Origin of the sequence: Actinomycetospora chlora (genome assembly GCF_039542135.1) — a bacterium.
GTDB lineage: Bacteria > Actinomycetota > Actinomycetes > Mycobacteriales > Pseudonocardiaceae > Actinomycetospora > Actinomycetospora chlora.
In genome coordinates, this window is record NZ_BAABHO010000026.1 from 70,052 (window position 1) to 81,816 (window position 11,765).

The 11,765-nt window shown below is 74.5% G+C and carries 9 protein-coding genes; 5 read left to right on the plus strand and 4 right to left on the minus strand.

Annotated features, from left to right (window positions below):
* Positions 1–106: 106 nt before the first annotated feature.
* Positions 107–1,621: an MDR family MFS transporter gene (locus ABD994_RS17090; protein ID WP_425550074.1), complete on the plus strand. Its 1,515-nt coding sequence runs from the start codon at positions 107–109 to the stop codon at positions 1,619–1,621.
* 15 nt (positions 1,622–1,636) lie between these two features.
* On the opposite strand, the gene ABD994_RS17095 is transcribed toward ABD994_RS17090, so the two are convergent.
* Both ABD994_RS17095 and ABD994_RS17100 read right to left on the minus strand, forming a co-directional pair.
* Complete coding sequence (locus ABD994_RS17095; protein ID WP_345417326.1) at positions 1,637–2,095, minus strand: anthrone oxygenase family protein; 459 nt, start codon at positions 2,093–2,095, stop codon at positions 1,637–1,639.
* A 71-nt stretch (positions 2,096–2,166) separates the two neighbouring features.
* A complete protein-coding gene (locus tag ABD994_RS17100) occupies positions 2,167–3,894 on the minus strand; it encodes a glycerol-3-phosphate dehydrogenase/oxidase (RefSeq protein ID WP_345417360.1) in 1,728 nt (575 codons plus the stop codon).
* 390 nt (positions 3,895–4,284) lie between these two features.
* Here ABD994_RS17100 and ABD994_RS17105 point away from each other — a divergent pair, with 390 nt between their 5' ends.
* From ABD994_RS17105 to ABD994_RS17115, 3 genes are all read left to right on the plus strand, one after another.
* Positions 4,285–5,007 carry an MIP/aquaporin family protein gene (locus ABD994_RS17105; RefSeq protein WP_345417328.1) on the plus strand — a complete coding sequence of 241 codons (723 nt, stop codon included), beginning with the start codon at positions 4,285–4,287 and terminating at the stop codon, positions 5,005–5,007.
* Between the two features lie 43 nt (positions 5,008–5,050).
* Entirely contained in the window at positions 5,051–6,553 is a 1,503-nt protein-coding gene (gene glpK / locus ABD994_RS17110) for a glycerol kinase GlpK (protein WP_345417331.1), read from the plus strand.
* A gap of 263 nt (positions 6,554–6,816) precedes the next feature.
* On the plus strand, positions 6,817–9,576 hold the full coding sequence (locus ABD994_RS17115) for a helix-turn-helix transcriptional regulator (protein WP_345417335.1): 2,760 nt from the start codon (positions 6,817–6,819) through the stop codon (positions 9,574–9,576).
* Positions 9,577–9,580: 4 nt separating this feature from the next.
* On the opposite strand, the gene ABD994_RS17120 is transcribed toward ABD994_RS17115, so the two are convergent.
* Complete coding sequence (locus tag ABD994_RS17120; RefSeq protein WP_345417338.1) at positions 9,581–10,978, minus strand: NAD(P)H-quinone dehydrogenase; 1,398 nt, start codon at positions 10,976–10,978, stop codon at positions 9,581–9,583.
* Positions 10,979–11,085: 107 nt separating this feature from the next.
* Here ABD994_RS17120 and ABD994_RS17125 point away from each other — a divergent pair, with 107 nt between their 5' ends.
* Positions 11,086–11,556, plus strand: coding sequence for a gamma-glutamylcyclotransferase family protein (locus ABD994_RS17125; RefSeq protein WP_345417341.1), 471 nt, complete (start codon positions 11,086–11,088; stop codon positions 11,554–11,556).
* Between the two features lie 7 nt (positions 11,557–11,563).
* On the opposite strand, the gene ABD994_RS17130 is transcribed toward ABD994_RS17125, so the two are convergent.
* Positions 11,564–11,765: hypothetical protein (locus ABD994_RS17130; RefSeq protein WP_345417344.1), on the minus strand; the 202-nt coding region annotated here is incomplete at its 5' end.

Below are 11,765 nucleotides of genomic sequence, written 5' to 3' on the forward strand. Positions count from 1 at the left end.
GTCGCCGGCGGAAACCGATCGCCTGTCGGGGGCGCGTGTGATGCTCTGTCACATCGGAGCCACACCCGGACCGTGATCGTCACGGCCGCCGCCACGAGGGGGAACGATGACCGGTCCGACGCACGCCGGACCCGACACGGCCACCGGGGCCCCGCCGAACGCGCGGCCGATGGTCATCGTCATGACGCTGGTCGTCTCGGCCTTCGTCATGATCCTGAACGAGACGATCCTGTCCGTGGCGCTGCCGCACCTGACGGGCGACCTCGGGGTCAGCGCCACCACCGTGCAGTGGCTCACCAGCGGGTTCCTGCTGACGATGGGCGTGGTCATCCCGACCACGGGCTACATCCTCAACCGGTTCACCCCGCGCCAGGTGTTCCTGGCGGCCATGACGCTGTTCAGCCTCGGCACGCTGATCTGCGCGCTGTCGCCCGGCTTCCCCGTGCTCCTCGTCGGCCGCGTCGTGCAGGCGTCGGGCACCGCGGTGATGATCCCGCTGCTCATGACGTCGGTGATGCGGCTGATCCCGCCGGAGCGCCGCGGCGCCACGATGGGCACGATCTCGATCGTCATCGCCGTCGCGCCCGCGATCGGCCCGACCATCGGCGGCCTGATCCTGTCGTCGCTGGACTGGCGGTGGATGTTCTGGAGCGTGCTGCCGCTCTCGCTCGCCGCGCTCGCCATCGGCCTCGTGACGTTCAAGCTGTCGGGCGAGACGCACCGCACGCCGCTCGACCTGTTCTCGGTGCTGCTGTCCTTCCTCGGCTTCGGCGGCATCGTCTACGGGCTCTCGACGCTCGGTCACGGCGGCAGCGGCGGTATCCCGCCGTGGCTGGCGCTCGTCGTCGGCGCCGTCGCCCTGCTGGTGTTCGTCCTGCGCCAGCGGCGGCTGCAGCGCACCGAGTCCGCGCTGCTCGACCTGCGCCCCTTCGGCCACCGGCCCTTCGTCGTCGCGATCGTGCTCTCCGCGCTGCTGTTCATGTCGCTGCTGGGGGCCGGGGCGATCCTGCTGCCGATCTACCTCCAGAACGTCCTGGGCGTCAGCGCGGCCACCACGGGGCTCGCGGTGCTGCCCGGCGGCCTGGTGCTCGGCTTCATGGGTCGCCCGGTCGGCCGCCTGTTCGACCGCGTGGGCGCGCGCCCGCTCGTGATCCCCGGGGCGATCGGGCTGGCGGTGTCGATGTGGCTGCTCGCGCTGCTCGGCGCGGGCGCCGCGCTGTGGATGGTGATCGGCGCGCACATCCTGCTGATGGCCTCCCTCGGCCTGATGATGACGCCGCTGCTCACCGAGGGGCTGTCGGTGCTGCCGGCCAACCTCTACTCCCACGGCAGCGCGATCCTCACGACGCTGCAGCAGGTGGCGGGCGCCGCGGGCACCGCCGGGTTCGTCACCATCGCGGCGATCGGGTCCGCCTCGGCCACCGGGACGCCGGACGCCGCCGGGCTGCAGCTCGCCTTCATGGCCGCCGGGGTCATCGGGCTCATCGCGGTCGGGGTGTCGTTCATGGTGCGGCGCAAGCCCGCCGGGGACGGCCCGTCCGAGGACAGCCCGACCGACGACGGCGCGACCGGGGACGGCAGCCCGGAGGACACCCCGGCCACGCCCGTCGCGGGGCACTGAACCGGTCCCTGAACCTCACGCCAGCAGCGCCACCGCGCCCACGGTCGTGAGCACGGTGCGCACGGCGTGGGCGCGGTTCCACGGCCGCTCGAACGCCTCCCGGGCCCGCACGACGTCACCGGCGTCGTCCGGGTCCGCGCGGTCGAGGGCGGTGTTGAGCGGGATGTTCACCGCCAGGGTGACGCCGAGCGAGGCGACCTGGAGCAGGGCGCCGAGCACGACGGGCACGGGCGGGGCGCCGACCACCAGCGCGAGCACCGCCGCAGCGAGGGCCCCGAGCGGCGCGCCCAGGAACACCAGCGCGAACGCCGGCCGGACGATGACCCGGTTGACGGTCTGCATGACCGTCACGAGCAGGCGGTCGGGCAGGCGCGCGAGTGCCGGCATCACCGCCAGCGAGAACGCCAGGTAGAGCCCCGCCAGCAGGGCGGAGAGCACACCGGCGACGAGCTGGATGATCGCGAGAGCGGGCATGGACCCAGCCCACCGCGCGGCACCGGCGCCCACCAGTGCCGCGCGTCCGGCGTGCTTGTCAGCCCGTCCGATCAGCCCGTCCCGAGGGCCGCGAGCCGCGGGGCGCGGGGGTCCGGCGCCGCGACGCGCAGCTTGTCGGCCTCGATGTCGGTGTCCGCGGTCTGCGAGTCGCGCTCGGCCTGGACGCGCTCGACGTACGAGCGGACCTCGAGGTCGCGCTGCTCGTCGGTCCAGCCGAGGAGATCGGCCATCTGCTGCCCCACGGCCTCGGCCGAGTCGACGCCGCGGTGGGCGTACTCGATGGAGATGCGGGTGCGGCGGGCGAGGACGTCGTCGAGGTGCAGCGCGCCCTCGTAGGCCACGGCGTAGGCGATCTCGACGCGCAGGTAGTCCGGCGACGCGGGCACCGGCTCGAGCAGCGACGGGTCGTCGTCGCCCATGGCCAGCAGGCCGTGGAGCAGCGAGCCGTAGCGGTCGAGCAGGTGGCGCACGCGGTGCGGGTGCAGCCCGTGGCGCAGGCCCAGCTGCTCGGACTGGTTGACCAGCGCGAAGTAGCCGTCGGCGCCGATGAGCGGCACCCGGTCGGTGACCGAGGGCGCCACGCGGGTGGGGATGTCCTCGGCGGCGGCGTCGATCGCGTCGGCGGCCATCACCCGGTAGGTCGTGTACTTGCCGCCCGCGATGGCGACGAGCCCCGGCATCACCCGCGAGACGGCGTGCTCGCGCGAGAGCTTCGAGGTCTCCTCGCTCTCGCCGGCCAGCAGCGGGCGCAGGCCCGCGTACACGCCCTCGATGTCGTCGTGCGTCAGCGGCGTGACCAGCACGGTGTTGACGTGCTCGAGCAGGTAGTCGAGGTCCTTGCGGGTGGCCGCGGGGTGGGCGAGGTCGAGGTTCCAGTCGGTGTCGGTGGTGCCGACGATCCAGTGGTTGCGCCACGGGATGACGAACAGCACCGACTTCTCGGTCCGCAGGATCATGCCGGTGTCCGACGGGATCTTGTCGCGGGCGACGAGGAAGTGCACACCCTTGGACGCCTTGACCTTGAAGCGCCCGCGGGTGCCCGCCGCGTGCTGCATCTGGTCGGTCCAGACCCCGGTGCAGTTGACGACCACCGACGCGCGGACGTCGGTCTCGCGCCCGGTCTCGACGTCGCGGACCCGCACGCCCGCCACCCGGTCGACCTCGTGGAGGAACTCGACGACCTGGGTCGAGGTGCGCACGATCGCGCCGTACTGGGCGGCTGTGCGCCCGACCATCATCGTGTGGCGGGCGTCGTCGGCCTGGGCGTCGTAGTAGCGGATCGCGCCGACCAGCGCCTTGCGCTTGAGCGCCGGGGCCATGCGCAGCGCGCCGGAGCGCGTGAGCTGCTTCTGGTGGGGCAGCGAGCTCTTGCCCCCCATCGTGTCGTAGAGCGTGACGCCGGCGGTGACGTACGGGCGCTCCCAGTGCTTGGTCAGCGGGTAGAGGAAGCTGACCGGCTTGATGAGGTGGGGCGCCAGGCGCGTCATGTTCAGCTCGCGCTCGCGCAGCGCCTCGCGCACGAGCCCGAAGTCGAACTGCTCGAGGTAGCGCAGGCCGCCGTGGAACAGCTTCGACGAGCGGCTCGAGGTGCCCGACGCGAGGTCGCGCGCCTCGACGAGCGCCACCTTCAGGCCGCGCGTCGCCGCGTCGAGCGCCGCCCCGGTGCCGACGACGCCGCCGCCGACGACCACCACGTCGAACTGCTCCGACGCGAGGCGCTCCCACGCCCGCTCGCGGTTCGCCGGCCCCAGCCGCGCCGGCTCGGCCGCGGCGTCCAGCGCCTCGGCCTCGGCCGACGCACCGGCGTCGCCGCCGAAGCCGCCGGTCCCGTCACCTGCGCTGTCACCCGCGCCCACGTGCGTCCCCTCTCGTCGGTCGTCGTCTCCGGGGACCACCGTCCGCGGGGCCCGGCGCTCACCGGACGACGCTCGTTGCCTCCCACGCTAACCCGGTATCCCCGAGGCGGGGGACCGTGCACGCGGTGCAGCGGCCTGCTCCGTTCTGGTCCACGGGTGCCCCGCAGGAACCTCGCGAACCCCGAGATCCCCGGCGGGCGTGGACACACGGTGACCACCGCCACTACCGTCGCCGATCACGAGCGCGCCTTGTGATCGACACCGTCGGTGGGCTCGTCGCAAAGGGACGGGTCGCCGACGACGGGAGTCCTCGTGAGCGCGTGGGGCATCATCTTCTCGGAGTTCCTCGGCACCATGGTGCTGCTCCTCTTCGGGTGCGGGGTCGTGGCCAACGTGCTGCTGACCCGCACCAACCAGGACGGGGACACGGCGTCGTGGGTGCTGATCACCTTCGGCTGGGGGTTCGGCGTGTTCGCCGGCGCCAGCATCGCCGACTACTCGGGCGGCGCCATCAACCCCGCGGTGACGCTGGCCAGCGCCATCAACGGCGGGACACCGTGGGGGCAGGTGCCCTTCTACCTGATCGGGCAGTTCCTCGGCGCCTTCGTCGGCGCCGTCCTGGCCTGGCTGGTCTACAAGCTGCAGTTCGACCAGAACGAGGACAACTCGGGCACGCTGAACATCTTCTCGACCAACCCGCCGATCAAGAAGCCGGTGTGGAACATGGTCACCGAGGGCATCGCGACCTTCGCCCTCATCCTGTTCCTGCTCGACAACCCCTACGGCTCCAGCCCGGCGATCTACGCCGGCGCGGCCGCGGTCGTCATGGGCATCGGGCAGGCCCTCGGCGGGCCCACCGGCTACGCCATCAACCCGGCCCGTGACCTCGGGCCCCGCGTCGCCTACGCCGTCCTGCCGATCCGCGGCAAGGGCCCCGTCGACTGGGGCTACTCGTGGGTGCCGGTCATCGCACCCCTGATCGGCGCGGTGCTGGCCGCCCTGGTCGCCGGGGTCGCGCCCATGAAGACCGGCTGACCACCGCCCGTCCGACCCGAAGCACACGGTAGGGAGCCACGGCATGACCCAGTACGTCGCCGCGATCGACCAGGGCACCACCTCGACGCGGTGCATGATCTTCGACCACTCCGGGCGGGTCGTGGCGGTCGACCAGCTCGAGCACCAGCAGATCTTCCCGCGCGCCGGGTGGGTGGAGCACGACGCGTCGGAGATCTGGGGCAACACCCGCCAGGTGTGCGGCGGCGCGCTGGCGCGGGCCGACCTCAACGCCGACCAGATCGCCGCCGTCGGCATCACCAACCAGCGCGAGACGACGGTCATCTGGGACAAGGCGACCGGCGAGCCGATCCACAACGCCATCGTCTGGCAGGACACCCGCACGCAGGCGATCTGCGACGAGCTCGGCGCGCTCGGCGGCGGCGCCGAGCGCTACCGCGCCAAGACCGGCCTGCCCCTGGCCACCTACTTCGCCGGGCCCAAGGCGCGCTGGATCCTCGACAACGTCGAGGGTGCCCGCGAGCGGGCCGAGCGCGGCGAGCTGGCCTTCGGGACAATGGACACCTGGGTGCTCTGGAACGCCACCGGCGGCAACGAGGGCGGGCTGCACGTCACCGACCCGACCAACGCCTCGCGCACGCTGCTGATGAACATCGACACCCTCGAGTGGGACCCCGAGCTCTGCGAGGAGATCGGCGTCCCGATGGCGATGCTGCCGGAGATCCGGTCGTCGTCGGAGGACTACGGCCCGATCCGGGCCCGCGGCACGTTCCGCGACGTCCCGGTCGCCGGCATCCTCGGCGACCAGCAGGCCGCGACGTTCGGCCAGGCGTGCCTGGACGTCGGCGAGGCCAAGAACACCTACGGCACCGGCAACTTCGTGCTGCTCAACACGGGCACGGAGAAGGTCGAGTCGAAGAACGGCCTGCTCACCACGGTCTGCTACAAGATCGGCGACGCCCCGCAGGTGTACGCCCTCGAGGGCTCCATCGCCGTCACCGGCTCGCTGGTGCAGTGGATGCGCGACAACCTCGGCATCATCTCGTCGGCCCCCGAGATCGAGGACCTCGCCAAGACGGTCGACGACAACGGCGGCGCCTACTTCGTGCCCGCCTTCTCCGGCCTGTTCGCGCCGTACTGGCGGGCCGACGCCCGCGGCGCGATCGTCGGGCTGACCCGCTACGTCAACAAGGGCCACCTCGCCCGGGCCGTCCTCGAGGCCACGGCGTTCCAGACCCGCGAGGTCATCGACGCGATGAACGCCGACTCCGGCGTGCCCCTCACCACCCTCAAGGTCGACGGCGGCATGGTCGGCAACGAGGTGCTCATGCAGTTCCAGGCCGACCTGCTCGGCGTCGAGGTCATCCGGCCGGTGGTCGCCGAGACGACCGCTCTCGGCGCCGCCTACGCGGCGGGCCTCGCGGTCGGCTTCTGGGACTCCGAGCAGGACATCCGCGACAACTGGGCACAGGACAAGGTCTGGTCGCCGTCGATGGACCCGACCCTGCGCGACGAGACCTTCGCCCAGTGGAAGAAGGCGGTCACCCGCACCTTCGACTGGGCCTAGAGGGGACGAGACCGCTCTCCGGAGGTCACCCGAGCGGCCGGTCCCGGCCACTCCCGCAGGCGCCGGCGCGGGCACACCGCGCCGGCGCCCGCGCTCGGGGTGCCGGTCCGACCTCCGCGTGCCCGCCCGTGGGGGGAGAGGGCGGGCGTCGCGCTGTCGTCAGCGGCCGCTCGGGCGACGTGGTCCACGGTCGTCCTCCGCAGAGCGCCCCGCCCCAGGCAGAATGCCTAGTTCGTGCCGCGGATCTCCGGGGGGTGGGCGCGATGCGGGGGGTCGGTGTCCGGGACGGCGTCGGTCGCGCCGGCGAGCTCGCGCGGCTGCTCGACCTCGCGCGGGCGGCCCGCACCGGCACACCGCCACCGGTCGTCGTCACCGGGCCGGCCGGCGTCGGGAAGTCCGAGCTGGTCGACCGGCTGCGCCGCCGCCTCGCCGGCGAGGTCACCGTCGTGCGGGCCACGGCGCCCGACGTGGGCGTGAGCCGGCCGGGCGCGCTGCTCGAGGCCTGCCTGGCCGCGGCGCACGCCGCCGGGGCGCGCGCCGGCGACGTCCCGGACGGCCCGTCGCGCCCGGGCGCGACGGCCCTGCTCGCCGCCCTCGAGCAGCTCGAGGACGCCCGGCCGGTGCTGTTCGTCGCCGACGACCTGCACCGGGCGGACCCCGAGTCGCTGGCGACGCTGCGCCGCCTGCTGCGGCGGCTCGCCCCGCTGCGGGTGATGGCCGTGCTCGCCGGGCACGACCGTCCCGACGACTGGCTGGAGCCCCCGCCCGGCGACCCGTGGCCGGCGGACACGCTCTGGCTACGGCTCGGGGGCCTGTCCGTCGAGGAGGTCGCCGCGCTGGCCCGCGAGGTCGACCCCGACGTCACGCCGTGGACGGCCCGGCGGCTGCGCGAGGAGACCGGCGGCAACCCGATGTACGTGCGGGCGGTGCTCGCCGACGCCACGGCTCCGGATCTCGCCGGGCGCTACCGGCTCGGGCGGCCGCGCCCGCCCGGGTCGCTCGCCGCCGGCCTGCGGCGCCGCCTGGCGCGGCTCCCCGACGGTCCCCGCGCGGCGCTCGAGGCCCTCGCCGTGCTGGGCGGGCCGGCCCCGGTGCGCACGCTGCGCACCCTCACCGGACGCGCGACGGTGACGGAGGACTGCGCGCCGCTGGTGGCCGAGGGGTTGCTCGAGACCCAGGCCGACGAGACCGACGAGATCCTCGCGTACGGCTCGGCGCTGGTCCGTGACGCCGTCTACGCCGGCACCCCGCCCGCCCGTCGCCGGGCGCTGCACCGGCAGGCCGCGGACCTCACCGGCGGCACGGCCCGCTGGCGCCACCTCGTCGGCGCCACCGATGGCCCGGACGACGCGCTCGCCGACGCGCTGGCGCAGGCGGCCGCCACCGAGTTCGCCCGCGGCGACCTGGTGGTGGCCGCGGAGTACCTCCTCTGGGCGTCCGCGCGCAGCGGCGACGAGGGCACGCGGCAGGAGCGCCTGGTGGAGGGCGTCCGGCTGCTGGTGCACGCGTCGCGCGAGGGCCACGCGCTCGCCCACGCCGCGGAGATCGAGGCGCTGCCCGACGGCCCGGCCCGCGCCGAGCTGCTGGGGCTGATGGCCTTCGCGCGCGACGAGGTCACCGCCTGCCGCGACCTCCTGGTGGCGGCCCGCGCCGGCACGGACGCCGCGACGCCGCCCGAGGCGGTCGCGCGGCTCGACCTCGAGCTCGCCTACGTCCACTGCCAGCTCGGCGACGGGGAGGCTGGTGTCGCCGCGGCCCGCGACGCGCAGGACCGGATCCCCGCCGACCACCGGCTCGTGCCGCTCGCCCGCGCCTTCCTCGCCGCGGGCACGGCCCTGGTCGACGGCCCGGCCCCCGGCCTGGCGCACCTCGCGTTCCTGCCCTCGTCGCCCGCCCGGGCCACCCCCTACGAGCTGCCCGCCCTCACCCAGCGCGGGGTGCTGAACGGCCTGCTCGGGCGCCTCGGGCCCGCCTGCGCGGACCTCACCGTCGTCGCCCGCCGCCGCGGCACGCCGCTGGCGCACCTGCTCGGGCTGTCGGCCCAGGTGCACCTCGTCTGGTGCGACTACCTGCTCGGCGAATGGGACGCCGCCCGCCGCGAGCTCGAGGCCGGCCTGGAGGCCGTCACCCGGCACGGCCGCAGCTTCGACCACGCGGCGTTGTGGTCGCAGTCGGCGATCCTGCACGCCGGCCGCGGCGAGCAGGACGCCGCGCGCGCCGACCTGGCCCGTGCCGCCGAGCTGGCGCAGGCCGCCGACTTCCTCGGGCCCCGGGTCCACCTCACGCTCGCCGCGGCCGCTATCGCGCAGGCCGAGCGCCGGCCCGAGGACGTCGCCGCCGGGCTCGGCGCCCTGACACCGGACACGCTCGAGCCCGACCGCGTGCGGCTCTACTCCGGGTGGTGGCTGCCGTCCCTCGTCGACAGCCACCTCGACACCGGGCGGCTCGACGCCGCGGCGCGGGCGCTCGCCGCCCTCGACCGGGTGCCGGCGTCCGGCAGCTGCTTGCCGGTGGCCCGGGCCTGGCTCAGCGGGCGGCTGGCGGCGGCGCTCGGCGACCCCGACGGTGCCCGCCGCGCCTTCGAGGCCGGGCTGGCGCTGCCGGCCGACGGCGGCGAGCCCGCCTGGTACCGGACGCGGCTGCGGCACGCCTACGGCGTGGCGCTCGCGCTCGCCGGGGAGCGCTCCGCGGCCCGCTCGGCGCTCGACGCGGCCGCCGACGCCTACAGCCGCATCGGCGCGGCCCCGTTCCTCGACCGCTGCCTGGCCGACCTCGCCGACGCCGCCGACCCGGCCGAGCTCGTCCCGGCCGGGCCTGGCGCCCCTCGCGACCGCTGGGCCGACGGCCTCACCGACCGCGAGCGCGAGGTGACGACGCTCGTCGGGCGCGGCTGGACCAACCCCGAGATCGCCGCGGAGCTGTTCGTCTCGACCAAGACCGTCGAGTACCACCTGCGCAACGTGTACGGGAAGCTCGGCCTCGCCGGCCGCCGGGCCTTGCGCGACCGGGTGCAGCAGGCCTGACCGGTCAGTCCAGGTCGTCGTGCTGCATGAGCCGGCGGTTGGCCTCCGTCACCGAGCCCGAGAGCGAGGGGTAGATCGAGAACGTGTGGGCGAGGTCGTCGACGGTGAGGTTGTTCTGCACCGCCATGGCCAGCGGGAGGATCAGCTCGCTGGCCACCGGGGCGACGATGACGCCGCCGATGACGACGCCCGTCGCCGGCCGACAAAAGATCTTGACGAAGCCCTCGCGGAGGCCCTCCATCTTGGCGCGCGGGTTGGTGCCCAGCGGCAGCATCACCGTGCGCGCCTGGAACCGCCCGGACTCGATCTCCGCCTCGGGCACCCCGACCGTCGCCACCTCGGGGTGGGTGAACACCGCGGACGCGACGGTCTTGAGCCGCAGCGGCGCGACGCCCTCGCCGAGCGCGTGCCACATCGCGATGCGGCCCTGCATCGCCGCCACCGACGCCAGCGGCAGCAGGCCCGTGCAGTCGCCGGCCGCGTAGACGCCCGGCACGTCGGTGCGCGAGACGCGGTCGACGGTGACGTGCCCGGAGTCCGTCAGCGCCAGGCCGATGTTCTCCGCGCCGAGGTCGGCGGTGTTGGGCACCGACCCGACCGTCATCAGCGCGTGCGAGCCCTCGATCTCGCTGCCGTCGGAGAGCGTGACGCGCACGCCGTCGCCGGTGGCCACGACCTTCTCCGCGCGGGTGCGCGGGGCGATGGTGACGCCGGCGGCCGTGAAGACCTCCTCCAGCGTGGCCGCCGCGTCCGGGTCCTCGTGGGGCAGGACGCGGTCGCGGCTGGAGATCAGCGTCACCGGTACGCCCAGCTCGGCGTAGGCAGAGACGAACTCGGCGCCGGTGACCCCGGACCCGACCACGATCAGGTGCTCGGGCAGCGTGTCGAGGTCGTAGATCTGGCGCCACGTGAGGATGCGCCGGCCGTCGGGCTGCGCGTCGGGGAGGATCCGGGGCGACGCGCCGGTGGCGATGAGCGCGACGTCGGCGGTGATCGTCTCGGTCGACCCGTCCGGGTGCGCGATGCAGACGTCGTGCGTGGCGCTGGAGCGGTCCTTCTGCTCGAAGTAGGCGCGGCCCGTCACGATGCGCACGCCCGCGGCCTGCAGCGTCGTGCGGACGTCGGCGGACTGGGCGAGCGCGAGGCCCTTCACCCGGCTGTGCACCCGCGGCAGGTCGATGCGCGGGTCGTCGACGTCGACGCCCATCTCGGCGGTGCGCCGCATGCCGGCGCGGGCGCCGGCCGACGCGATGAAGGTCTTGGAGGGGACGCAGTCGTAGGCGACCGAGTTGCCGCCGATGCTGTCCTGCTCCACGACGGTGACGTCGGCCTCGTGCTGGGCGGCGACCAGCGCCGCCTCGTAGCCCGCCGGTCCCCCGCCCAGGATGACGATGCGGGTCATGTGGTGCCTCCCTGTGTGTCGCCACCATCGTCCCCGACGGTGGCGACCCGCGCGCAGACGCATGCGCACCGATCGTGTTCCGCGGACTTCTGGCTACCCTGTCCGCCGTGCCGCTCTACGCCGCGTACGGATCCAACATGGACCCCGCGCAGATGATGCAACGGGCACCTCACTCGCCCATGTCCGGGACGGGCTGGCTCGAGGGCTGGCGCATCACCTTCGGCGGCGAGGACTACGGCTGGGAGGGCGCCCTCTCGACCGTCGTCGAGGACCCCGGCTCGCGGGTGTTCGTCGTCCTCTACGACGTGAGCCCCCTCGACGTCGACCAGCTCGACCGCTGGGAGGGCGGCGAGCTCGGCATGCACAAGAAGCTGCGGCTGCGCATCCAGACCATGGACGGCCCTCAGCTCGCCTGGGTCTACGTGCTCGACGCCTACGAGGGCGGGCTGCCCTCGGCCCGCTACATCGGCGTGCTGGCCGACGCGGCCGAGAGCGCGGGCGCCCCGGACGACTACGTGCGGGCGCTGCGCGAGCGTCCCTGCCGCTCCGTCGGCCCGGGGCCGGGCTCGGAGCTCTGAGCCCGCCTCAGGGCTTGTAGCCGGCGCGGCGCAGGGCCTCGGCCATGGCGTCGTTGGTCGGGGCCGGGCGCCGGTCACGGCCGCCGCGCTGGTCACGCCCGCCCTGGCCGCCCCCACGCTGGCCGCCCCTGCCCTGGCCCGCGCGGTCCTGGCCGCCCCGGCTGCCGCCCTGGCGCTCGCCGCCGTCCTGGGGCCGGCCACCGCGACCG